Below are 23651 nucleotides of genomic sequence, written 5' to 3' on the forward strand. Positions count from 1 at the left end.
ATCAGGCTTCCAGCGGGGCCAGCACGCGGGCGATACGCTCTTCGGTGACGGGCTTTTCCATGAAGCCGATGCCCAGGTCATGGGCGCGCTGGCGCGTGGCGTCCTGCACATTGGCCGTCAGCAGGGAGATATGGGCGGTGGGCAGCAGCTTGCGCATCTGCTCGGCCGCGGCGACGCCGCCCATGCCTGGCATGTTGACGTCGAGCAGCACCAATTGCGGCTGCAGGTCGGGGGCCTTGGCCAGGGCTTCCTCGCCGGTGCCGGCTTCGACAACGGTCCAGTCGGCGTGGCGCGCCAGGATGTGCTGCCGCGTGACGAGGCGCGAAACGCGGCTGTCGTCGACGATCAGGATGGTGGGCAGCGTCGGGGGCAAGGCGGTCGATTCGGACATGGGCTCTGTGCTGGGATCATCAAGATTGCCCATTTTCTCACAATGGCCGCCGGTGCGTCGCCCTGGCGCACTGCTAAAATAGCGTCCGACAAGCCACTTCGGCATTCTTCCCACCATTTCCCCTTTCAGCAATTACCAATAGTGTTATGACTCAAGACGAACTGAAACAAGCAGTAGCCCGCACGGCCATCGAGTATGTCGTCGACGGCGAGATCATCGGTGTCGGCACGGGCTCGACGGCCAATTTCTTCATCGACGAACTGGCCACCATCAAGCACCGCATCAAGGGCACGGTGGCCTCGTCCGAAGCGACGGCCGCGCGCCTGGCCGGCCATGGCATCCCTGTGTTCGACCTGAACGACGTCGAATCGATCGCCGTGTATATCGACGGTGCCGACGAGATCAACGCGCAGGGCGCCATGATCAAGGGCGGTGGCGCGGCGCTGACGCGCGAGAAGATCGTCGCTTCCGTGTCGCGCCAGTTCGTCTGCATCGCCGACGGCTCGAAGCTGGTCGACACCCTGGGCAAGTTCCCCCTGCCGGTCGAAGTGCTGCCGATGGCCCGCAATGCCGTCATGCGCCGCCTGGCGGCGCTGGGCGGCCAGCCGAAGGTGCGCAACAAAGCCGGCAGCGATGAGGCGTTCGTCACCGACAACGGCGGCAATATCATCGACGTGGCGGGCCTGTCGATCGCCGATCCGGTGGCGCTGGAAACGCAGATCAACGCCATCGTCGGCGTCGTCGCCGTCGGCCTGTTCGCCGCGCGCGGCGCCGATGTCTGCCTGCTTGGCACGCCCGAAGGCGTGCGCACGCTGAAGTACTGACATGACCTCGCGCGCGTCCTGGTTCGTTGCCGCACTGGTGCCGCTGGCGCTGCTGTGCGGCTGCCGCACAGCGCCCGTACCGCAGGCCGCCACGCCGGCGCCAAGGCCGGCCGCCGCCGTGGCCGGGCCGTCGCACCAGGGCACGCCGATCGAGCTGGTGCCGTTCCGCTCCGGCGTGTCGTCGGCTGTGGTGGAACGGCTGGCGCGCCAGGCCGGCTGCACGGGTGGGCAGGGAGCGGGACTGGTGTCCGAGCCGGGGCCGGTCGAGATGTACCGCATGGCCTGCGATGGCGGCAGGGTGTTCCTGGCGCGCTGCGAGCTGCGCCAGTGCGTGGCATTACGCAAGTAGGTTAGTTAAACGTTCTTCCTCCACAACGGCGCCGCGGCGCCGTTTTTCTTTGCCCGGCTCTGTTCCCCCTCGCGCAATTTCGTTTGCCCGTCGGCGGATTTCGCAATTGCGGCGCCATCGCACCCCTCGCACAATAACGGTGCCAAAAAATCAAGACGGACCTGCCACAGCCAAGCTTTCCCACCTGCCCGTGCATGGAGGAGACACCGTGCCGGGCCTTTCACCGAAAGGCAAAACAAGATGAAGACTCAGCTAACGACGGTGCTGGTTTCGCTGGCATTGGGCGCGGCCCTGCCGGTTCTTGCGCAAACTGCGCCCGTGAGCAAACAGACCGGCATGCAGCTGGCGGCCCGCATGACGCCCGGCTGGAACCTGGGCAATTCGCTGGAAGCCATCGGCGGCCCGTACGTGTGGGGCAGCAGCGACTTCAACGAAACCGCCTGGGGCAACCCGAAGGCGACGCGGGCGCTGTTCGATGGCGTCAAGGCGGCCGGCTTCAACAGCGTGCGCATTCCCGTGTCGTGGAAGCAGTATGCGGACGCCGAGGACAATATCAGCCCCCAGTGGATGGCGCGCGTGACGGAGGTGGTGAAACTGGCGCGCGCGGCCAGCCTGGTCGTGATGATCAATATCCACTGGGACGGCGGCTGGCTGCAGCCGACCTATGCACGCCAGGAGGCGGCCAATGCCAGGCTGGCCAGGTTCTGGACGCAGATCGCCACCAATTTCCGCGACCATGACGACGGCCTGCTGTTCGCCGGGACCAACGAGGTGATGGTCGAAGGCGACTATGCTCCGCCCACGCCGGAATACTGCGACGTGCAGCGGGGCTTCAACCAGGTCTTCGTCGACACGGTGCGCGCCACCGGCGGCAACAACGCCAGGCGCCACCTGGTGGTCCAGGGCTTCAACACCAATATCGGCTACGCCATCGACTGCAATGGCGCCCTGCCGCGCGACGCCGTGCCCAAGCGCCTGATGATGGAAGTGCATTACTACGACCCCTACGATTTCACCTTGGACGCCAACAGCGGCAGCTGGACCTGGGGCCAGGCCGCCAACCCCGGCGGCTGGGCCAACGAGGCCTATACGGACTGGCAGTTCCAGCGCATGAAGGAAGCCTTCGTCGACAAGGGGGTGCCCGTGATCCTGGGCGAATACGCGGCCATCCTGCGCACGGAATACGATGCGGCCGGCACCTACCGCAAGTTGTGGGATGCCTACGTCACGCAGTCGGCCGTGCGCCACGGCCTGGTGCCCGTGTACTGGGACAACGGCTACACGAGCAACCACCAGATGGGCCTGTTCGACCGCGCCACCGGTGTGCCGGCCTTTCCGGACGTGACGGGCGCCATCGTCGACGCGGCAAAGTGAAGTTTAAGAGCGCAGTAGAATGAAAAACGGCGCCCGTTGCGGGGCGCCGTTTTCTGCGTGTGCGCAGCGCTTATGCCGGTGGCGGCACGTAGCCCATGGCCTGGTCGGCGCCTTCGCCGAAGAAATGCTTCTCCATCTGCGCGGCCAGGTATTTGCGGGCGCGCACGTCGGCCAGGTTCAGGCGGTTCTCGTTGACCAGCATGGTCTGGTGCTTGAGCCATGCGGCCCACGCTTCCTTCGACACGGATTCATAGATCTTCTTGCCCAGTTCACCCGGATAAGGTGGGAAGTCCAGGCCTTCGGCTTCCTTGTTCAGTTTGATGCAGTGGACGGTACGGGCCATCGCGGGTGCTCCCAATTATGCGAAAAGAACGATTATAAGGTTTTCACCAGCACCTGTGACTTGCGCTGCCAGTTGTACATGCGCTGGCGGTCCTTCGGCAGCGTGTCGACGGTGGCCGGCACGAAGCCGCGCTTGATGAACCAGTGGGCCGTGCGGGTGGTCAGCACGAACAGCTTGGTGATGCCCGAGGCGCGTGCGCGGTTTTCCAGGTGTTTCAGGATGCGTTCGCCGTCGCCCTGGGCCTGCACTTCGGGATTGACGGTCAGGCATGCCATTTCCGCCATCTTCTCTTCCGGGAACGGGTACAGCGCGGCGCAGCCGAAGATGACGCCATCGTGCTCGATGACGGAGAAGTAATTGATCTCCCGTTCGATCAGCTCGCGGCCCCGCTTGACGAGGGTGCCGTCCGCCTCCAGCGGTTCGATCAGCTTGATGATGCCGCCGACGTCCTCGATGGTGGCCGGACGCAGGCTTTCCAGGTTCTCGTGGCTGATCATCGTGCCCACGCCATCGTGGGTGAACAGTTCCAGCATGGCCGAGCCGTCCATCGCGAACGGCACGATGTGCGAGCGCTCCACGCCGCTGTTGCATGCCTTGACGGCGTGCTTCAGGTAGAACGCGCTTTCGGCCGGCAGGAAGTCGGCCTGCAGCACGGCTTCGGCCTGGTGCGAGGACAGTTCGCGGATCTCGGCGCCGCCGCCGTCGCGCATCATCTCCGTCTCCGTGATGAAGATGAGCTTATCGGCGTGCAGGGCGACGGCGGCGGAGACGGCGACATCCTCCATCGTCAGGTTGAACGCTTCGCCCGTGGGCGAGAAGCCCAGCGGCGACAGCAGGATCAGGCCACCGGTGCCCAGGATCGAATGGATGGTTTCGGCATCGACCTTGCGGGTGATGCCCGTCAGTTCCAGGTCGACGCCGTCGATGACGCCCAGCGGGCGGGCCGTGACGAAATTGCCCGAGATGATGCGGATCGCCGCGTTCGACATCGGCGTGTTCGGCAGGCCCTGGCTGAAGGCGGCCTCGATATCGAGCCGCAGTTCGCCGGCCGCCTCCTTGGCGCACTCCATCGCCGCCGTGTCGGTGACGCGGATGCCGTTATGGAAACGGCCTTCGACATTCCGGAGGGCCAACTGTTCGGCCACCTGGGGCCGCGAGCCGTACACGACGACGACCTTGATGCCCAGCGCGTGCAGCAGCGACAGGTCATGGGCCAGCACGGGCAGGGCGCCAGCCGCCACCAGCTCGCCCGGGAAGGCGATCACGAAGGTCTTGCCACGGAAGGCGTGGATATAGGGCGCGACGGAGCGCAGCCACTGGACGAATTCGATAGGGTTTTCCATTGGGCGCATTATAATTCGCTGCGCGGTTTTCGCCGCAAAACTATGTAAAAAACAATGTCAGAAGCAAGCAAGCAGCCCCTTTCCCCCGCCGACGCGGCCAATCCACCGGCCAAGTCGCCAAGCACCCAGCCAGGACGTTCCGCGCCGGAGCAGCGCCGCCCGGCCGATGCACGGGGTGGCCCGCCGCGCGAAGGGCGCCAGCGCCGGCCCGCCGCCAAGGAAGGCGCGCCGAAACAGCCGCTCACGCCCGAGCAGGCCGCCCAGCGCGCCGCGCAGAACGAGAAGCGCGAAGCGGAACGGGCCGCGCGCGAGGCCGAGCGGGCGTTTCGCAATCCGCTGCCGCCCATCCGATTCCCGGAGGACCTGCCCGTTTCCGGGCGTCGCCAGGAAATCGCCGAGGCGCTGCAGAAGCACCAGGTCGTCATCGTCTCCGGCGAGACGGGTTCGGGCAAGACCACCCAGCTGCCGAAGATCTGCCTGGAACTGGGCCGGGGCCGCGATGGCCTGATCGGCCACACGCAGCCGCGCCGCATCGCCGCCTCGTCCACCGCCAAGCGCATCGCCCAGGAGCTGAACTCGCCGCCGGGGGAGCTGGTGGGCTTCAAGGTGCGCTTCAACGACACCTTGCACCGCGGCGCCTACGTCAAGCTGATGACGGACGGTATCCTGCTGGCCGAGACGCAGACCGACCCGCTGCTCAAGGGCTATGACACGATCATCATCGACGAGGCGCACGAACGCAGCCTGAACATCGACTTCCTGCTGGGCTACCTGAAGCAGCTGCTGCCGCGCCGGCCCGACTTGAAGGTGATCATCACGTCGGCCACCATCGACGCCGAGCGCTTCGCGCGCCACTTCACGCAGGAGGGCAAGCCGCCCGTGCCGGTGATCGAGGTATCGGGCCGCCTGTACGCCGTGGAGGTGCGCTACCGGCCCGTCGAGCGCGAGCCGATGACCTTGCCGCCGGGCGCGAACGCGGCCAAGCCGCAGCTGCGCGGTTCCGCCGCCGCCAAGGAAAAGCGCGACCTGATGGACGCCATCGTCGACGGCGTCGATGAAGTGTGCCGCCTGGGCCAGGGCGACGTGCTGGTGTTCCTGCCGGGCGAGCGGGAAATCCGCGATGCCGCCGAGGCGCTGCGCAAGCACCATCCGCCGCACGTGGAGATCCTGCCGCTGTTTGCGCGCCTGTCCGTCGAGGAGCAGGACCGCGTGTTCCGCACCACCAACCAGCGCCGCATCGTGCTGGCCACCAACGTGGCCGAGACGTCGCTGACGGTGCCGGGCATCCGCTACGTCGTCGATGCCGGCACGGCGCGTGTGAAGCGCTACAGTTACCGCAACAAGGTCGAGCAGCTGCAGGTCGAGCCGATCGCCCAGTCGGCCGCCAATCAGCGCGCCGGACGTTGCGGCCGCGTGGCCGACGGTGTCTGCATCCGCCTGTACGAGGAACAGGATTTCAACCAGCGTCCCAAGTTCACGGAACCGGAAATCCTGCGGTCTTCGCTGGCCGCCGTCATCCTGCGCATGAAGTCCCTGCACCTGACGGACGTCGAGACCTTCCCCTTCATCGAGCCGCCGCTGGCGCGGGCGATTGCCGACGGCTACCAGCTGCTGCAGGAGCTGGGCGCCGTCGACGACGAGAACCGCCTGACGGGACTGGGCCGCAAGCTGGCCAAGCTGCCCCTCGATCCGCGCGTGGGCCGCATGATCCTGGCCGCGCAGGAAAGCGCCTGCCTGACCGAGGTGCTGATCGTGGCGTCGGCCCTGTCCGTGCAGGACCCGCGCGACCGCCCCATCGAACACCAGCAGGCGGCCGACCAGGCCCACGCCAAGTTCAATAGCGACAAGTCCGAGTTCGTCGCCTATCTCAGTATCTGGCGCTGGTTCGAGGAAGCGATCGAACACAAGAAGACCAACCGCCAGCTGATGGACAACTGCCGCAGCAATTTCCTGTCGCAGGTGCGCCTGCGCGAGTGGCGCGACGTGTATTCGCAGTTGCTCACGCTGGTGAAAGAGCAGGGCTGGCGCCTGAACGAAGCGCCGGCCACGTACGAGCAGCTGCATATGGCGCTGCTCACTGGCCTGCTGGGCAACGTCGGCTTCAAGCTGGAAGACGAGCCGGGCGCCGGCTATCTGGGCGCGCGCGGCATCAAGTTCCATATCTGGCCCGGCTCCGCGCTGGGCAAGAAGGCCGGCAAGTGGGTGATGGCGGCCGAGCTGGTCGAAACGACGCGGCTGTATGCGCGCACCCTGGCCCGGATCGAGCCGGAATGGGTGGAAAAGGTCGGCGCCCACCTGCTGAAGAAATCCTGGGGCGAGCCGCGCTGGGAGAAAAAGCCCGCGCAGGTGACGGCGGCCGAGAAGGCGACCCTGTACGGCCTGACGGTGTACAGCCAGCGCCGCATCAACTACGCGCTGCACAACCCGATGGAAGCGCGCGAGATCTTCATCCGCGACGCCCTCGTCGGCGGCGACTACGACACGCGTGCGCCGTTCTTCGCACACAACCACAAGCTGGTGAAGGATATCGAGACCCTGGAGCATAAGGCGCGCCGGCAGGACGTGCTGGTGGACGAGCAGCTGATCGAGGCTTTCTACGACAAGCTGATTCCCCACGACGTCGTCAACGGCGCCGGCTTCGAGGCCTGGCACAAGAAGGCCACCCTGGCGGACCCGAAGCTGCTGTTCCTCGTCAAGGAAGACCTGATGCGCCACGAGGCGGCGGGCGTGACGACGGAGCTGTTCCCGAAGAAGATGCTGGCGGCCGGCATCGAGATGAGCCTGACGTATCACTTCGAACCGGGCACGGTGCGCGACGGCGTCACCCTGCACGTGCCCCTGTATGCGCTGAACCAGCTGTCGCGCGAGCGTTGCGAATGGCTGGTGCCGGGCATGCTGAAGGAGAAGGTGCACCTGCTGCTCAAATCGCTGCCGCAGAAGCAGCGCCGCCACATGGTGCCGCTGCCGGACTACGCGGCGAAATTCTGCGAACGCATCGGCCAGAAGGAAGCGTTCGGGCGGGGCGACCTGGTCGACGCCATCATCGCCGACATTCGCGAGCAGGTGACGATCAATGTGCTGACGTCGGACTTCAAGCCCGAACAGCTGCCGGCCCATCACTTCATGAACTTCAAGGTGATCGACGAGCATGGCCGCCAGCTCGACATGGGCCGCAACCTGGCCACCCTGCAGGCCGAATACGGCGTGCAGGCGCGCCAGAGCTTCCAGAAGATGGCGGAGAACGCGCCGCCGGCGTCCAGCGCTTCGCTGGCGCGCCTGGACGCCGGCAAGCCGCACGGGGCGAAACACGGCGGCATCGCCGGCGAAGTGAAGGCCGGCGGCAAGCCGGGCAGCGCACCGCCGCCGGAAGCGAAGGCGCCGCCGGCACCGGCGGCGGCCCACACGAACATCACGGCATGGACTTTCGGCGAACTGCCCGAGCTGCTGGAGATCGTGCAGGGCAAGCTGACCCTGATCGGCTTCCCGGCCCTGGTCGACAAGGTCACCCACTGCGACCTGGAAGTGTTCGACGACCCGAACGTGGCGGCGCGCACCCACCGCATCGGCCTGCGCCGCCTGTTCGCGCTGCAGATGAAGGACCAGATCAAGTTCGTCGAGAAGAGCATTCCGAACCTGCAGCAGATGGGCATGCAGTTCATGGCGATGGGCACGCAGGAGGAACTGCGCGACCAGATCATCGCCAAGGCGATCGACATCGCCTGCCTGCAGGACCCGCTGCCGACGGATGCGGCCTCGTTCAACAAGCGCAAGGACGAAGGCAAGTCGCGCCTGGTGCTGCTGGTGAACGAGATCGCGCGGCTGGTGTCGCAGGTGCTGACGGAATTCCACGGCCTGCCCAAGCGGCTGCAGGGCATCAACCAGCAGGTGGCGGCGGACATGCAGGAGCAGCTGAAGGGCCTGGTGCACAAGCGCTTCCTGCTCGATACGGAGTTTGCCCAGCTGGCCCATTTCCCGCGCTACCTGAAGGCGATGAACGTGCGGCTGGAAAAGCTGCGCGGCGACCCCGCGCGCGACGCCAGGTCCATGGCCGAATGGCACCAGGCAGCCCAGCCTTACCTGCGCCTCGTGCGCGACAAGTCGGCCGGCAAGAACACCGATCCGAAGCTGGTGGAATTTCGCTGGCTGCTCGAAGAGCTGCGCGTGTCGCTGTTCGCCCAGGAGCTGCGCACGCCGATGCCCGTGTCGGTCAAGCGGCTGTTCAAGGTGTGGGAGTCGATGCAGCGGTAGGCGGACCAGCGCCTGCAGCGGCAGCGTGGACCAGCGCCCGCGGCGGTAGGCCGCACGGGCGCCGGCGCGAACTTTTCAATGTAATGATGGTCTCATCTGTGCGGGATGCCGGTCGGAACCTTGTGCAGCACGAATCTTGTGCAGCACGAATCTTGTGCAGTAAGAATCTTGTGCAGCAAGAATCTTGTGCAGCAAGAATTTTGTGCATTATGAACCTTTTGCAGCATAAATCTTGTGCACCAAGAACCTTGTACAGTGAGGAAAATTCACTGCGATCGGGTGACAGAGCGCCGACAAAAAAACGACCGCGTTTGCGGTCGTTTTCACGAGGGGTTCATGATGCCTGGCAGGCATCCCGTGCATCGATCCGAACTTGCCACCCGGATCGTTGCTTAGCCATCAGAACTTCTTGTTCGGATCGATGCTCGTGTTCTGGTTCGACAGGCCGCCGACCTGGTTGACGTTCTTGTCCGTCATGTCGGAGTTGCCCAGGTCCAGCGTATTGCTGCCCAGGCCGCCACTCTGGCTGGACAGGCCGCTGCTGCTGCCCAGGTTGCCGCTCTGGCTGCCCAGCGAGCTGCCCTGGCTGCCGGACAGGCTGCCGCCCTGGCCGTAGCTGGTGCCGCTTTGCATCGTGCTGGTGCCGCTGCCCATGACGCTGCCGGTCGACGTCATCTGGCCCGGCATGGCCTGCTGGGTGCCATAGAAGCCGTGCACCTGGCTGCCGAACTCGGCACTGGCCATATCCGGCCAGCGGTCCTTGTCGAAGCCCGGCGCGCTTTCCAGCCGTTCCTTCGTCACGTCGAGAATGAAACGCTTGTTGACGGTATCGAGCTGCAGGGCCTGCCATGGTACGGCGAACAGCTTGTCGCCCATGCCGAGGATGCCGCCGAAGGACAGTACGGCATAGGCGATCTGGCCGCTCTGCATGTCGATCATGATTTCCTTGATATCGCCCAGGTCTTCTTCCTGGCGGTTGTAAACATCTTCGCCCATCAGGGTGTCGGCACCCATCAGGCGTGGCCCCGGGCCATCGGTGCGGTCACGGTAAATGCCAAACGGGTCTCGGTCGAGATAGCTCATTATGGTCTCCTGTCCTGTGGTGAAAAAGCCGCCGTGCATAGCCCGGCGGTGCGCATGCCAGAATAGCGCAAGCAGGTTTTTTGTGTCCTTACCAGAATTCAACAGTGCGTGCACACCAGGAGGCAGCATGGCGAAACGGGGCAGTGGGGTGGGGTTGTTGCGCAGCCTGGCAAAGCTGGGCAGGACGCAACAGCGCGCGGCGCAGAAGATCATGACGGGCATGATGGGCCTGCCGGCGGCACCGGCACGCAAGAAAACGGTCCGGAAGGCCGTTGCCAAGACGAGTCCGACAACGGCGAAGGCACCGCGCGTGCGCACGCCGGCTGCCGTGCCGGTGGCACCCGGCAAGTGGCTGGCGGGGCAGGAACTGGTCGCGGCGCCCGGTGCCGCACCGCGCCGGATGAGTTACTGGCTGTACCTTCCCAGCACGATGGCGGCGCTGGCGCCGGGCGAAGGCCTGCCGCTGGTCGTGATGCTGCACGGCTGCCAGCAGAGCGCCACGGAATTTGCCCAGGGCACGCGGATGAATGCGGTGGCGGAAAAGAAGGGCTATGCCGTGCTGTATCCGCAGCAGTCGTCCGGCGTGCACGCCCAGCGCTGCTGGCGCTGGTTCGACCGGGCCACCCAGCAGGGCGGCGGCGACGTGCAGCCGATCGCTACCGTGCTGGCGAAAGTGCTGGCCGGTTATCCGGTCGACCGGCGCCGCATTTACCTGTGCGGTATTTCGGCCGGGGCCGCCATGGCCAATATCTTCGCGCTGCACTACCCGGACCTGGTGGCCGGCATCGGCCTGCATTCCGGGCCTGTTTTCGGCGCCGGCAACGGCACCATCGGCGCGCTGGGGGTGATGCAGCACGGCGGTGGCACGCGGGCGGCCCAGGCGATCGAGGAAGTGCTGGCCCGGCGCGCCGATTTCCCCCTGATGCCGACCATCCTGATCCAAGGTGCCGGCGACACGGTGGTGCGCGCCGTCAACCAGCAGCAGCTCGTGCAGCAGAGCCTGCTTTTGAACGGCCTGCCGGCCAATACGCTGCCCCGCGTCAAGGTGCTGCCGGGCGCGCAGCGGGGCCGCCGCTACGGTCACGAAATCCGCGACTACTACCTGGGCCGCAAGCTGGTGCTGCGGGTGGCCCATATCGACGAGATGGAACACGCCTGGAGCGGCGGCGACGAGCGCCTCGCCTTCAATGCCAAGGCGGGGCCGGATGCAAGCCGGATGGTGCTGGAATTTTTCAATAAACACCGGCGCTAAAGGGAGTCAAGCGGACAGGTGCTGCACGATACCGCTCGGCAACAACACCTTTTCGACGTCTGTCGAGCTGGCTATTTTTCTTTTTGTATCAAGGGCTTGCCTTGTCCTTGTTAAGGAAGTGGTTTAGACACTCTGACAAGAAAATCCTTGTCAAAGCCCCGTTCAGCGAGTACTGTATGCATATACAGTATATGAACTTTTGTCATCCCATGGCCCGCTCCGACCCCATCATTGCCGCGCCCGAAACCTTGCATCCCTCGCTGTGGCTTGCATCGCAACTGGCGCAATCGCTGGACCGCTGTGTCGACACGGGCTATCCAGCCCTGTCGGCCCAGCTGCCGGGCGGCGGCTGGCCGACGGGCACCTTGTTCGAACTGTTGCTGCCGCAGCCGGGCGTGGGGGAATTGCGCCTGTTGCGCCCGGCCCTGGCGGCCCTGCAACGGCCCATCGTGCTGCTGCAGCCGCCCCATGCGCCCCAGGCGCTGGCGCTGGCCGCGCTGGGCATCGCGCCGTCGCAGCTGATCTGGATCCGCAAGACGGGCAAGAGCACGGACGCGCTGTGGGCGGCCGAGCAGATCCTGCGCAGCGGCTGCTGCGGCGCACTGCTGTTGTGGCAGCAGCATGTGCGGGGCGAGGCCTTGCGCCGGCTGCACCTGGCGGCGCAAAGCGGCGATACCCTGTTTTGCCTGTTCCGGCCCCTGGCGGCGGCACAGGATGCGTCACCGGCACCGCTGCGCCTGTCGCTGCGGCCCGCCGCGGGCGGCATGGAAATCGGTTTTATCAAGCGCCGGGGGCCGCAACGGGATGCGCCCCTGTTTCTCCCCCTGACGCCTTCTTTACTGCAACGACATGCGACTCTGGATCGGCCTGCACCTGCCCCGGCTCCCGCTCGAAGTGTTCTGCCCGCGCTGGTCGGCTGACACCTGCACGGCTGTGCTGGAACAGGAGGTGGTGCTGGCCGTCTCGGACCTGGCGCGGCAGTCCGGCGTGCGGCCGGGCATGCGGCGCGGCGGTGCGCTGATGCTGGTACCCGACATCGGCCTGCATGAACGGGCGCCCGTGCAGGAGGCCGAGGCCCTGCACGCGGTGGCGATGGCCCTGCTGCAATACACGCCGCAGGTGACGGAAGGCGAGGAAGCAACCTTGCTGCTGGACGTGGGTGCCAGCCTGCGCCTGTTCGGCGGCATCCGGCGGCTGTGCGCGCTGGTGCGGGCCAGCATGGCGGCACTGGGTTTCACGGCCGTGCTGGGCGTGGCCCCGACGGCGCGGGGCGCCTGGCTGCTGGCACGCAGCGGGGCAGGACGTTCTTTGACAATCGAGCGTATGGAACGCCGGCTGCACGGCTTGCCGGTGGGCCTGCTGCCGCCGGCCCGGCCTTACCTGGCCTGGCTGGAAGGCATCGGCTGCCTGACCGTGGGCGAGCTGATGCGCCTGCCCCGGCCGGGCCTGCAGCGGCGTTGCGGCCGCGCCCTGCTCGACGTGCTCGATGCGGCGCGCGGGCACACTGCCGAGATGTTCGGCTGGATCGAAGCGCCGCCCAGCTTTGTCGCCAAGCTGGAACTGTTCGGCCGCATCGAGGACGCCGACCTGCTGCTGGCCGGCGCGCGCCGCCTGCTGCTGCAGATGACGGGCTGGCTGTGCGCGCGCCAGTTCGCCGTCGAGCGCATCAGCCTGCTGCTGGAACACGAACGGGGCAGGGTGGCGCGGCCGCCCACGGCCATCGACATCATGCTGGCCGAGCCGGTCTGGCGCGACGATCACCTGGTGCGGCTGCTGAAGGAAAAGCTGGCCAAGCTGGAACTGGAGGCGCCCGTCATCGGGCTGTGCCTGGAGGCGCTGCAGGTCAGGCCCATGGCACCGCACAGCGATTCGCTGTTTCCCGAGCCGGGCGGCAGCAAGGAGGACCGGCAGCGCCTGTTCGAATTGCTGGTGGCCCGGCTGGGCACCGACAATGTGCTGCAGGCCGCCCCGCGCGCCGATCACCGGCCCGAGCATGCGAACGGCTGGGCCCCCGTGCAGGACAAGCTGCGTCCCGCCGACGTGGCGGCGGCCCTGCCGCCGGGCAGCCTGCCGCGCCCCGCGTGGCTGCTGGCCAAGCCGATCGCGCTGCTGGTGCGCGAGCACCGGCCGTTCTACTGCTCGCCGCTGCGGATGGTGTCGTCGGCCGAGCGCATCGAGGCAGGCTGGTGGGGCGAGACGCAGACGCGCGACTACTTCATCGCCCAAGGCGAGGACAATGCCCACTACTGGGTCTACCGCGAACGCCTGCCGGGCACGGATGACGATGCGGAGCCGCGCTGGTACCTGCACGGCTTGTTCGGCTGACTGTTCGGCGGACTGTCTGGATATACCGTGCGGCTGATTGTTCGGCTGCACGTTCGGCTGCAGGTTTGGCCGCAGGCCCGGTTGCAGGTCGGCAGAGGCGGCGTGAGCCCGGGTGCATGGGGGCGGTTTCCGTTGCAGGCCGGTGCTTCTGCCTCATCGGCCTTCACTGCGGTCAGCCTGGCGGTCTTACGCTGTCGTCTCCGGCTGCCACGCCATCGCCGTGCGCACCGCCGGCCGGCCGCCCACCAGGGCCAGCCACCGTGCCACATCCGGCTTGCCGTCGATGGCCTGGCCCAGCGTGTCGGCCAGCTTTTCCCTGGCCGCCATCAGCCACGGATAGGCGGCGATGTCGGCGATCGAATAGGCGTCGCCCGCCAGGTAGGGGCCGCTCGCCAGTTGCCGGTCCAGCACGTCCAGCAGGCGGTGGGCTTCCTCCATGAAGTGCTCGCGGGCGGGATTGTCGTCCTGCCCGGCGAAAAAGCCCAGCTGGCCGAACATGGGGCCCAGCCCGCCGATCTGCCAATGCAGCCAGCTGAGCACGCGGTAGCGCGCCGGGCCTTGCGCCGGCAGCAGCTTGCCGTGCCGTTCCGCCAGGTAGGTGAGGATGGCGCCGCTTTCGAACATCGTCACGGAGCCGTCCTCGCCCGCGTCATCGACCAGGGCGGGAATCTTGTTGTTGGGGGACAGGGCCAGGAACTCGGGGCGGAACTGCTCATGCTTGTGGATGTCGACGGCGACGGTTTGGTAGGGCACGCCCAGTTCCTCCAGCATGATGAGGGGCTTGCGGCCGTTCGGGGTGGTCCAGGTATGCAGCGTGATCATCGGCGTCTCCATGAATGTGGAGAGCACTGTAACGAAGCGGCGCCGGGGCGGGCGCACAGGAGCGGCAGGTGGCGCAAAGGCAGGGCAGGGCGCAGCAGCGGGCCGAAGGCAGACTCTTCATGGCAGGCACGAGCGCAAAGGCAAACGGGCGCACATCCGCTGGAATATGCGCCCGTCCCGGCTGGCAGCCGGCCCGTCCGGCGGGGCCGGCGAGCGCCGGCGGCCTGCCTTACTTGAGCGGCTGCAGGATCGCTTCCAGCCGGTCCGGCGTGCCCTTGATGCGTTCCAGGCGCGGGTATTTCAGGCCTTCGTGATAGTCCAGTGCCACGGTGCGGTACAGGTTGCCGTGCTTGACCAGCAGCTCGATCGGCTTCGGATCGAGCTTGGCGGCCGTGACGGCGGCGCGCAGGTGCTCGGCCTTGTAGGCGCGGCCATTCACGGCCACCAGGGTCGTGTTGCCGGACAGGCCGGCCTTGAAGCCGGGGCCGTCCCATACGATGGCGGCGATCTTGCCGTCGCTGCCCACCGAGAAGCCCAGCGAGAACTGGAAGTTGGCCGTCTTGCTCTGCTCTTCCACGCCTTTGAGGAACTCCGTCTGCGCGTCCGTGTAGGCCAGCTTCCAGCCGGCGCGGGCCAGGCCGTCCAGCGGTGCCGGCCCTGTTTCCTCGATCCGCTTCTTCAGGAACGGCGCCCAGTCGAAAGGCTGCACGGCGTGCAATGCCTTGACAACGTCGTCGAAGGTGTAGTGCTTGGCCACGTTGACGCCGTTATCGACGCCGAAGAAGCCCCGCGCGAAATCGTCCAGCGAACGCTTGTCGCCGGACAGTTCGCGGATCTTCGTGTCCACGTCGAGCCAGATCAGCGCGCCTTCGGAATAATAGTCCTCGCTGCGCTGCCAGTTCGGCCACACCTGCGGGCGGCGCTGGGTGATGATGGGATCGTTGGTCGTGTCGATCACGGGGCGCCACGAGCGCCCTTGCACGTTCGAGTAGGTGGCCGCGGTGGCGGCGATCATGTCGCGCACGCTGGCCAGCTTGACCAGACCCGAGCGGGAAGCGAGCACCTGGCCCCAGTACTGCGTCTGGCCTTCGTAAACCCACAGCAGGCTGTTGTCGAGCGGCGTGTTGAAGTTCGGTACGTCCTGGCCTTTGGGCCGGCGGAACTTGCCGTTCCACGAGTGCGTGAATTCATGGGGCAGCAGCGTGCGCACCGCTTCCGTCTTGGCCCACTCCGTGAAGTAATTGCTCTTCACGCCGTTCTCGCTGGACTGGTGGTGCTCGCGCCCGACGCCGCCGAATTCGTCCGACAGTGCGAACAGGAAATCATAGTGCGTGTAGTGCTGCGAGTTGAACAGCTTGTACGCCTGCTGCACCAGCGCGCGGTGCAGTTCCACCTGCTCCGGCTTGGCCTCCAGTGCCTCGGCCGAGTCGGCCACGATATTGAGTCGCACGGGAATCTTGCCGCCCGGGTCGAGGTCGAAGCGCTTGAAGTGACGGCCCGCAAACAAGGGGGAATCGATAAAGGTTTCCAGGTCCGTCGTCTTGAATTCGATCTCGTCGCCGCGCCGCTGCACCGTTTCCAGCGCCGTGCCGTATTGCCACCCGGCAGGGAGGGTCAAGGTCGTGTGGACGGGAATGCGGCGCGTGTTGTAACCGGCCGGATACATCGTCATCGACTGCCACTGGATGCCGAGGATATCGGGCGTCATGGCGATGCGGCCCTGGCTGCTTTCCGTCGGCGACAGGTGCTGGTATTCCACCTCCAGCATCTGCACGTCCTTCGGCACGTCAACGCGGAAGGCGAACACGTTCAGCGGATCGCGCTGCCACGGCACGGCACGGCCGTTCCCCGTCACCTTCAGGCCGGCCAACTGGTGCAGTGCCCCCGTGGGGCCATGCTGGGCCGTCACCCATTGCGGGTACAGCAAGGTCAGCTTGCCCGCTTTCACAGGGATGCTCTGGCGGATGCGGAAGATATTGCGGGCGGTATCGGAAGCATCGACCTTCATCTGGATCGTGCCCGGATAGGGCTGGTCCAGCGAAGGGGGAAGCGGGTCGGCGCTGACGCTGAAGGTGCTGGCCAGCAGCAGGGGCAGGATCGCTGCACGGAAGGCGAAAGGCAGGGGCATTGGCATGGTTTCAAAATGGTCCAGCCGTCGAGTGTAGCACGTGAGAAATCTACAATGTTTCGGAAAGTAACAAGGCCCACGGCTGCGGAAAATTTTGATGTACCGGCCCTTGAAAGCGATGGCGGCGACCGTATATCGGATGCAGTCGCGGTTGCCCAGAAGGGGGCCGGGACTTTGGTAATTCAATCTGATATCGCTTAACTGAAAGGATATTGATCATGCGTACTTTTGACCTGACTCCGTTGTACCGCACCGCCATTGGCTTCGATCGCCTGGCACAAATGTTGAACAGTGCCGAGACCCAGCCCAGCTATCCGCCGTACAACATCGAACTCGTTTCCGAAGACCAGTACCGCATCGTGATGGCACTGGCCGGCTTCGACCGTTCGGAAATCGACATCACCAGCGAACGCGATACGCTGTTCGTCATCGGTCGCAAGCAGAAGGATGGCCTTGAACGCACCTATCTGCACCGCGGCATCGCTGCCCGCGACTTCGAGCAGCGCTTCCAGCTGGCCAACCACGTCAAGGTGACTGGTGCGTCGTTCAACAACGGCATGCTCACCATCGACCTGGTGCGTGAAGTGCCCGAGGCACACAAGCCGCGCAAGATCGCCATCGACGGCGTGGCGAGCGCTGACGTTCCCGCGCTCGAAGAGCAGCGCACGGAAGAACAGCGCGCGGCATAAGCGGCCTGGCCCACGGGCCTGCCGGATCCCGCAGGCCGTGGCCACCGCGAAGGGTGGCGCGCCGCCACCCTTCATCCAACCATTGTTGTGTACCGCGGCCGCCCGCCTGGGGGCCGCACCTTATCGCTTCCTGAAAGGATAGAAAACATGCGTACTTTCGACCTCACTCCCCTGTACCGCAGCGCCATCGGCTTCGACCGCCTGGCACAACTGCTGAACAACGAATCGCAAGCCGGTTCGCAGCCCAGCTACCCGCCCTACAATATCGAGCTGGTGGCCCAGGACCAGTACCGCATCGTGATGGCGCTGGCCGGGTTCGATCGTTCCGAGATCGACATCACGACCGAGCGCGACACGCTCGTCATCACGGGGCGCAAGCAGAAGGACACCGCCGAGCGCACCTTCCTGCACCGTGGCATCGCCGCGCGCGATTTCGAGCAGCGTTTCCAGCTGACCGACCATGTCAAGGTGACGGGTGCATCCTTCAATAACGGCATGCTGAACATCGAACTGGTGCGCGAGGTGCCGGAAGCGCTGAAGCCCCGCAAGATCGCCATCGACGGCGTCGGCGGCAATGTCTCGGCGCTGGAGGAACGGCGCGCCGCTGCATAAGCAGGACGACAAGGCCGGTTCCGGCCTGCGGCGAATCGGTGCCGGCATGCTGGCAACGGCGGTCGCGGCAGACCAGCTCGCCAGCAATGGGCGCGGATGAACCGCACAAAGGCCGGGGCAACCCGGCCTTTGTGCGTCCGGGACCACTGTCGCGGCCGCCATAGCCGGAAACAGCGCATTCAAGTTTGCGCTGCAATAAAAGTTAAGTGGCACCTAAGCTTAAGGCATCATATTGCTAGGGAGCGCTGATTTGATTCTGGCGGGAGGGAATGGTTCTGAAAAAAGTGGCAGGCAAGGCGTGAATCGTTGTCAATACCGAGGTATGGCGACGATTTGGAACGCAGCATGGCGCTTTTTCTCAGGGCCAGGCCCCCCTCCATGAATAAATCAGCGGTTCCTTAGTATCGATAATCTGATTTACCTGGGAGTTCAGCAATGAGCAAGACGACTGTTGTCTCGATGACGATGAAGCGACTGGTGCTGACCTTGTGCGCGGTCGGCGTGCTGGGCGCTGGCGCAGCGATCGCAGTACAGCGGAACACCGCCGCCGAGGCCGCGCCGGCCGCGCCCGTTGCGAATGCCGTGGCGCCGCAGGCCGGTGTGCCGGCCAACGCCGCCGCTGGCGCACCCGCGCCCACGCCGGCACCGATGATCGCGCTGCCGGACTTCAGCGTGATTGCGTCCCGCAACGGTCCCGCCGTCGTCAACATCAGCACGACGGGCCGGGTCCGGGCCGGCTACGAAGGCCGTGCCGAGCCATTCGCCGACGATCCCTTCTTCGAATTCTTTCGCCGCTTCCAGGGCCCCCGCGGCGGAGGCCGTGAAGCGCCCAGCCATGGCGTCGGCTCCGGCTTCATCGTCAGTGCCGACGGCATCATCCTGACCAACGCCCACGTGGTGCGCGATGCCAGCGAGGTGTCCGTCAAGCTGACCGACCGGCGCGAATTCCGTGCCAAGGTGCTCGGTTCCGATCCGAAAACGGACGTGGCCGTACTGAAGATCGACGCGAAGAACCTGCCGGTGGTACCGTTGGGCCGCTCGATCGACCTGAAGGTGGGCGAGTGGGTACTGGCCATCGGTTCGCCATTCGGCCTGGAAAGCACGGTGACGGCCGGCGTCGTCAGCGCCAAGGGCCGTTCGCTGGCCGACGACAGCAACGTGCCCTTCATCCAGACCGACGTGGCCGTCAATCCCGGCAACTCGGGCGGCCCCCTGTTCAACACGAAGGGCGAAGTGGTCGGCATCAACTCGCAGATCTACAGCCAGACGGGCGGCTACCAGGGCCTGTCGTTCGCCATCCCGATCGACCTGGCCACCCGCATCAAGGACCAGATCGTCGCCACCGGCAAGGTGGTGCATGCCCGCCTGGGCGTGACGGTGCAGGAAGTGAACCAGAGCATCGCCGACTCGTTCAACCTGGCCACGCCCGAGGGCGCGCTGGTGGCGAACGTGGAACCGGGCAGCCCTGGTGATCAGGCCGGCCTGAAGCCGGGCGACGTGATCCGCACCGTCAACGGCCAGAAGATCATCGCCTCGGGCGACCTGCCGGCAATGGTGGCGCTGGCCAGGCCGGGCGACAAGGTAACGATGGATGTCTGGCGCCAGGGCAAACCCGTCACGTTGACGGGCAAGCTGGGCAACGCCAACGAACGGGCCGTTGCCAGTGTCGAGGAACGTGCGCCGGCCGACAAGCTGCGCCTGGGCCTGGCCCTGCGCCCGCTCGATCCCCTCGAGCGGCGCCAGGCCGGCGTGCCGGTAGGCCTGTTGATCGAGGATGCCGGCGGCGCCGCCGCCAGTGCCGGCGTGCAGCCGGGCGACGTGCTGCTGTCCGTGAACGGGCGGCCCGTGACGTCGGTCGAACAGGTGCGCGACGTCGTGTCGCGCTCGGACAAATCCGTCGCCCTGCTGATCCAGCGGGGCGAGGAACGCATCTTCATTCCCGTGCGGCTGGGCTGAACTGCATCGCTGGACTGCTTTATGCGCGCCGGCACCGGCGGCCCGAACGGGCTGCCGGCCGGCACGAAGAACAAGAACATTGAAAGGATTTGCTATGCGGCTCTTGCTGGTGGAAGACGATGTGATGATTGGTGAAGTGGTACTGGACCTGCTCCGGGCCGAGCATTACGCCGTCGATTGGGTCAAGGACGGCGACATGGCCGATACGGCATTGCAGACGCAGACCTACGACCTGGTGCTGCTGGACCTGGGCCTGCCCCGCAAGGACGGCCTGGAAGTGCTGCGCTCGATGCGCACCCGCAAGGAGCTGACGCCCGTGCTGGTAGCCACCGCGCGCGACGCCGTCGACCAGCGCATCGCCGGTCTCGATGCGGGCGCCGACGACTACGTCCTGAAACCCTACGACCTGGACGAATTGCTGGCCCGCATCCGCGCGCTGCTGCGCCGATCCGCCGGCCGCGCCGAACCCGTGTTCGAGCACAAGGGCGTGTCGATCAACCCGCAGACCCGTGAAGTGATTTCCCAGGGCCAGCCGGTCAGCCTGTCCGCCCGCGAATGGGCCGTGCTGGAAGCACTGATCGCCCGGCCAGGCATCGTGCTGTCGCGCGCCCAGCTGGAAGAAAAGCTGTACAGCTGGAAGGATGAAGTCAACAGCAATGCCGTCGAAGTGTATATCCACGGCCTGCGCAAGAAGCTCGGCAGCGAACTGATCCAGAACGTGCGCGGCCTGGGCTACATGGTGCCGAAGGTATGATGCCGAAGGTCCCGAAGGTGAAGGTCAACGTGTCGCATTCGCTGCGGGGCCGCCTGTTGTGGTTCCTGCTGGCGGCGATCACGATGGCCGCGCTGGCGCAGGCGATGATCGCCTACCGCAGCGCCTTGCACGACGCGGACCAGATCTTCGACTACCACATGCAGCAGATGGCGCTGGCGCTGCGCTCCGGCGCGCCGCTGGCCAACTCCGTGCACGGCCCCAGCGTCGATCCCGGCAACGACGACATGGTGGTGCAGGTGTGGACGCCGGACGGCATCCAGGTATTCCGCTCGATCTCGCGCGCCGAACTGCCGCAGCGCGCCGTGCTGGGTTTTTCGAACGTGAAGGCCAAGGGCACCACCTACCGCGTGTTCTCCGTCCAGACCAGCAACCAGACCGTGCAGATCGCCCAGGACATGGCCGTGCGCAAGCGCATGGCCGGCGCGCTGGCGCTGCGAACGGTCGGCCCCATCGCCATGATGGCGCCGATGCTGATGCTGGTAGTGTGGTGGGTGGTCAGCGGCTCGCTGGCGCCCGTCTCGCGCGTGCGCCGCCAAGTGGCGCAGCGCCAGGCCGACGACCTGTCGCCCGTGTCCGAATCGGACCTGCCGGACGAAGTCAAGCCGCTGGTGCATGAACTGAACCTGCTGTTCGGCCGCGTGCGCACGGCCTTCGACGCCCAGCAGCATTTCGTCGCCGACGCGGCGCACGAGCTGCGCTCGCCGCTGGCGGCGCTGAAGCTGCAGGTCCTGAGCCTGGACCGGGCCGAGGACGATGCGGCCCGCGCCGTCGCCATCGGCCGGCTGACGGCCGGCATCGAGCGGGCCACCCGCCTGGTCGAGCAGCTGCTGGTGCTGGCGCGCCAGGAAGCGGCCGAAGCCAAGCTGGAACCGGTCAGCCTGACCGATCTGGCCAAGCGCACCCTGGGCGACATGGTCAACGGCGCCGCCACGCGCGAGATCGACCTGGGCCTGCACCAGGCCGACGAAGTACAGGTGCGCGGCCAGGCCGACGCCCTGCTGGTCCTGTTGCGCAACCTGATCGACAATGCCGTCAAATACACGCCACCGGGCGGCACGGTCGACGTGTCGGTGCGGGCCGGCGAAGGCGAGGGCGGCGCCATGCTGGTGGTCGAGGACAGCGGCCCCGGTATCTCGCCCGAGGAGCGCGAGCGCGTGTTCAGCCGGTTCTACCGCGTGCCGGGCAGCACCGCCACCGGCAGCGGCCTGGGGCTGGCCATCATCAAGGCCATCGCCGAACGCCATGGCGCCACCTTGACCCTGGACCAGTCCGAACGGCTGGGCGGCCTGCTGGTGCGGGTCGCGTTCCCGCCTGCGACGGGCAAGCCTGCCGCCAAGGGGGCCGCGCCGGCCAAGCCGCCGGCAGCGTGAGCGGAGCGTCGGCTAGAATACCGATATTGATATTGAGCCAACAGGGCGGCGCATGAACAAAATCGGTTTCTCGGGCACTCTCGACCCGATCACGAACGGCCATATGTGGGTCATCGGCGAAGCACGCACGATCGCGAAGGAAGTGGTGGTGTTCCTGTCGGAGAACTCGACCAAGCAGCCCAAGTTCTCCGCCGAGGAGCGCCGCGACATCGTGCTGGCCAGCTGCGCCGAACGGGGCTGGGACAATGTCCAGGTGCAGATCGTCAAGAGCGACTACACGGCCCGCGTGGCCCGCAAGCACGGCATCGACTACCTGATCCGGGGCATTCGCACCACCGCCGATTTCGACTACGAAAACCTGATCCAGCAGACCAACGTGGAAGTCATCGGCGGCGCCAAGACGCTGTTCGTGATGCCGCCGCGCGACCTGGGGTCGGTCAGCTCCAGTTTCGTCAAGGCGCTGGAAGGGCCCGTGGGCTGGAACTGGACGATGAAGAAGTTCGTGCCGGCGCCGGCCTACCGGGCCTGGATACTGGACTGGCTGCACAAGGAATGGCAGGCGCTGTGGCGCGACGCCAATCCCGCTGCCCTGGCAGCCGCCGACACCTGGTTCGAGCGCCTGACGGGCGCCGGCGCCTACGGCGGCACCGAACGCCACTACCACAACCTGGATCACCTGGTGCACGGCCTGTCCGAAATCCGCGCGTGGAGCGCCAATACCCGGCCCGCGCCGGGCGACGCCGATATCGTGCGGGCCGCCTTCTGGTTCCACGACGCCGACTACTCGCATGGCGCCGGCGACGGCGTGTCGAACGAGGAAGCGAGCGCGCGCCTGTGGCTGGAAAGCGGCCTGGCCCGCGACGCCGCCATGGCCGACCAGGTGGCGCAGCTGATCCGCGCCACCGATCACTTCCAGGGCAACGCCATCGAACACCGGCTCAAGGGCATCATGCTGGGCGTCGACCTGGCCATCCTGGGTCAGGACGAAGAGGTCTACGAGCATTACGCGCGCGGCATCCGCGCCGAATACGCGCACGTGCCGGAAGAGCGCTACACGAGCCAGCGCGGCCAGGTGCTGGCACACCTGCGCGGCAAGGCCGAGCAAAGCCAGTTGTATGTGGACGGCTGGTTCGCCGACCAGTACAACGACCAGGCCATCGCCAACATGACGCGGGAGCTGGCGACGCTGGCGTGAGCGTGGCAGGGTGGGGGGCAGGCAGGGAGCGGTGCTCCTTGAATTCCCCGCTACGCCTTAGAACTTGTTCCAGTTATTGCGCCGATGTTCGGTGGCTTCCTTCATCAGGTGACCGGCGCGGGTGGGGTCTTGTGTCGTCATCGCCAGTTCCTGCAGCGCGGGCGGGTATTCCCGCTCGGCCGATTCCTCCAGCAACGCGGCGGCCTTGTCCAGGTCGCGCGGCACGCCGTCGCCTTCGCGGTAGGCATACGACAGCAGGAACATCGCGTGGGCATTGCCCAGTCCACTGGCCAGCTGCAGCCAGCGCGCCGCCGTGGCGGCGTCGCGCGGCACGCCTTCGCCGTTCTTCGCCATCAAGCCCAGCATCAGGGCCGCACGGGCCTGGCCGCCCTCGGCGGCGCGCTGGTACCACGGCCATGCGGCGGCCGGATCGGCCTTGATGCCGGCGCTGGGGCTGCGCAGCATCTCGCCCAGGTGGAAAGCGGCCTGCGCGTCGCCGGCCTGCGCCGCCTGCAGCAGCAAGCCGTGCGCCTCGGCGCGCGACGCGCAGGCCGCTTTCCACCTGGGCGAGA

The 23651-nt window shown here is 66.3% G+C and carries 20 protein-coding genes; 13 read left to right on the forward strand and 7 right to left on the reverse strand.

Features of this window, described 5'->3' with window-relative positions; all coding sequences use genetic code 11:
• Position 1 precedes the first annotated feature (1 nt).
• Positions 2 to 391, reverse strand: coding sequence for a response regulator (locus GM672_RS17945; RefSeq protein WP_155471905.1), 390 nt, complete (start codon positions 389 to 391; stop codon positions 2 to 4).
• Positions 392 to 537: 146 nt separating this feature from the next.
• On the opposite strand from GM672_RS17945, the gene rpiA reads away from it, so the two are divergent.
• The 3 genes from rpiA to GM672_RS17960 all read left to right on the forward strand — a co-directional run bounded on the left by rpiA (position 538) and on the right by GM672_RS17960 (position 2938).
• Positions 538 to 1215: a ribose-5-phosphate isomerase RpiA gene (gene rpiA, locus GM672_RS17950; RefSeq protein WP_155471906.1), complete on the forward strand. Its 678-nt coding sequence runs from the start codon at positions 538 to 540 to the stop codon at positions 1213 to 1215.
• Between the two features lies 1 nt (position 1216).
• On the forward strand, positions 1217 to 1564 hold the full coding sequence (locus GM672_RS17955) for a hypothetical protein (protein ID WP_155471907.1): 348 nt from the start codon (positions 1217 to 1219) through the stop codon (positions 1562 to 1564).
• A 240-nt stretch (positions 1565 to 1804) separates the two neighbouring features.
• A complete protein-coding gene (locus GM672_RS17960) occupies positions 1805 to 2938 on the forward strand; it encodes a glycoside hydrolase family 5 protein (protein ID WP_155471908.1) in 1134 nt (377 codons plus the stop codon).
• 70 nt (positions 2939 to 3008) lie between these two features.
• Here the strand turns inward: GM672_RS17960 and GM672_RS17965 are convergent, their stop codons facing one another.
• Both GM672_RS17965 and argA read right to left on the reverse strand, forming a co-directional pair.
• Positions 3009 to 3281: an oxidative damage protection protein gene (locus tag GM672_RS17965; RefSeq protein WP_107143414.1), complete on the reverse strand. Its 273-nt coding sequence runs from the start codon at positions 3279 to 3281 to the stop codon at positions 3009 to 3011.
• A 32-nt stretch (positions 3282 to 3313) separates the two neighbouring features.
• A complete protein-coding gene (argA, locus tag GM672_RS17970; RefSeq protein ID WP_155471909.1) occupies positions 3314 to 4624 on the reverse strand; it encodes an amino-acid N-acetyltransferase in 1311 nt (436 codons plus the stop codon).
• A 54-nt stretch (positions 4625 to 4678) separates the two neighbouring features.
• Between argA and hrpA the strand changes: the two genes are divergently transcribed.
• The gene (hrpA, locus tag GM672_RS17975) at positions 4679 to 8872 is read left to right on the forward strand and encodes an ATP-dependent RNA helicase HrpA (RefSeq protein ID WP_155471910.1); all 4194 of its coding nucleotides are present in this window, start codon (positions 4679 to 4681) and stop codon (positions 8870 to 8872) included.
• A 399-nt stretch (positions 8873 to 9271) separates the two neighbouring features.
• Here the strand turns inward: hrpA and GM672_RS17980 are convergent, their stop codons facing one another.
• Positions 9272 to 9955 carry a PRC-barrel domain-containing protein gene (locus GM672_RS17980; RefSeq protein WP_155471911.1) on the reverse strand — a complete coding sequence of 228 codons (684 nt, stop codon included), beginning with the start codon at positions 9953 to 9955 and terminating at the stop codon, positions 9272 to 9274.
• A gap of 127 nt (positions 9956 to 10082) precedes the next feature.
• Here GM672_RS17980 and GM672_RS17985 point away from each other — a divergent pair, with 127 nt between their 5' ends.
• The 3 genes from GM672_RS17985 to GM672_RS17995 all read left to right on the forward strand — a co-directional run bounded on the left by GM672_RS17985 (position 10083) and on the right by GM672_RS17995 (position 13532).
• On the forward strand, positions 10083 to 11207 hold the full coding sequence (locus GM672_RS17985) for an extracellular catalytic domain type 1 short-chain-length polyhydroxyalkanoate depolymerase (protein WP_155471912.1): 1125 nt from the start codon (positions 10083 to 10085) through the stop codon (positions 11205 to 11207).
• A gap of 209 nt (positions 11208 to 11416) precedes the next feature.
• On the forward strand, positions 11417 to 12127 hold the full coding sequence (gene imuA / locus GM672_RS17990; RefSeq protein ID WP_155471913.1) for a translesion DNA synthesis-associated protein ImuA: 711 nt from the start codon (positions 11417 to 11419) through the stop codon (positions 12125 to 12127).
• Positions 12057 to 13532, forward strand: a complete 1476-nt coding sequence (locus GM672_RS17995) for a Y-family DNA polymerase (RefSeq protein WP_155471914.1) — start codon at positions 12057 to 12059, stop codon at positions 13530 to 13532. Before imuA ends, GM672_RS17995 begins: the two co-directional genes overlap by 71 nt.
• 186 nt (positions 13533 to 13718) lie before the next feature.
• On the opposite strand, the gene GM672_RS18000 is transcribed toward GM672_RS17995, so the two are convergent.
• Together GM672_RS18000 and GM672_RS18005 are read right to left on the reverse strand one after the other, a co-directional pair.
• Positions 13719 to 14354 (reverse strand): glutathione S-transferase family protein, encoded by a 636-nt coding sequence (locus tag GM672_RS18000; RefSeq protein ID WP_155471915.1) that lies wholly within the window; start codon positions 14352 to 14354, stop codon positions 13719 to 13721.
• A gap of 229 nt (positions 14355 to 14583) precedes the next feature.
• On the reverse strand, positions 14584 to 16482 hold the full coding sequence (locus tag GM672_RS18005) for a M61 family metallopeptidase (RefSeq protein WP_155471916.1): 1899 nt from the start codon (positions 16480 to 16482) through the stop codon (positions 14584 to 14586).
• 218 nt (positions 16483 to 16700) lie between these two features.
• Between GM672_RS18005 and GM672_RS18010 the strand changes: the two genes are divergently transcribed.
• The 6 genes from GM672_RS18010 to coaD all read left to right on the forward strand — a co-directional run bounded on the left by GM672_RS18010 (position 16701) and on the right by coaD (position 23079).
• A complete protein-coding gene (locus GM672_RS18010) occupies positions 16701 to 17171 on the forward strand; it encodes an Hsp20 family protein (RefSeq protein ID WP_155471917.1) in 471 nt (156 codons plus the stop codon).
• Between the two features lie 147 nt (positions 17172 to 17318).
• Complete coding sequence (locus tag GM672_RS18015) at positions 17319 to 17783, forward strand: Hsp20 family protein (RefSeq protein ID WP_155471918.1); 465 nt, start codon at positions 17319 to 17321, stop codon at positions 17781 to 17783.
• Between the two features lie 435 nt (positions 17784 to 18218).
• Complete coding sequence (locus tag GM672_RS18020; RefSeq protein ID WP_155471919.1) at positions 18219 to 19739, forward strand: DegQ family serine endoprotease; 1521 nt, start codon at positions 18219 to 18221, stop codon at positions 19737 to 19739.
• 94 nt (positions 19740 to 19833) lie between these two features.
• A complete protein-coding gene (locus GM672_RS18025) occupies positions 19834 to 20493 on the forward strand; it encodes a response regulator (protein WP_155471920.1) in 660 nt (219 codons plus the stop codon).
• Positions 20493 to 21884: an ATP-binding protein gene (locus GM672_RS18030; protein ID WP_155471925.1), complete on the forward strand. Its 1392-nt coding sequence runs from the start codon at positions 20493 to 20495 to the stop codon at positions 21882 to 21884. Before GM672_RS18025 ends, GM672_RS18030 begins: the two co-directional genes overlap by 1 nt.
• Before the next feature lie 52 nt (positions 21885 to 21936).
• On the forward strand, positions 21937 to 23079 hold the full coding sequence (coaD, locus tag GM672_RS18035; RefSeq protein ID WP_155471921.1) for a pantetheine-phosphate adenylyltransferase: 1143 nt from the start codon (positions 21937 to 21939) through the stop codon (positions 23077 to 23079).
• 57 nt (positions 23080 to 23136) lie between these two features.
• Here coaD and GM672_RS18040 read toward each other — a convergent pair.
• A partial coding sequence (locus tag GM672_RS18040; RefSeq protein WP_155471922.1) for a tetratricopeptide repeat protein occupies positions 23137 to 23651 on the reverse strand: 515 nt, incomplete at its 5' end.

Origin of the sequence: Pseudoduganella buxea, from assembly GCF_009720835.1 — a bacterium.
GTDB classification, from domain to species: domain Bacteria; phylum Pseudomonadota; class Gammaproteobacteria; order Burkholderiales; family Burkholderiaceae_D; genus Rugamonas; species Rugamonas buxea.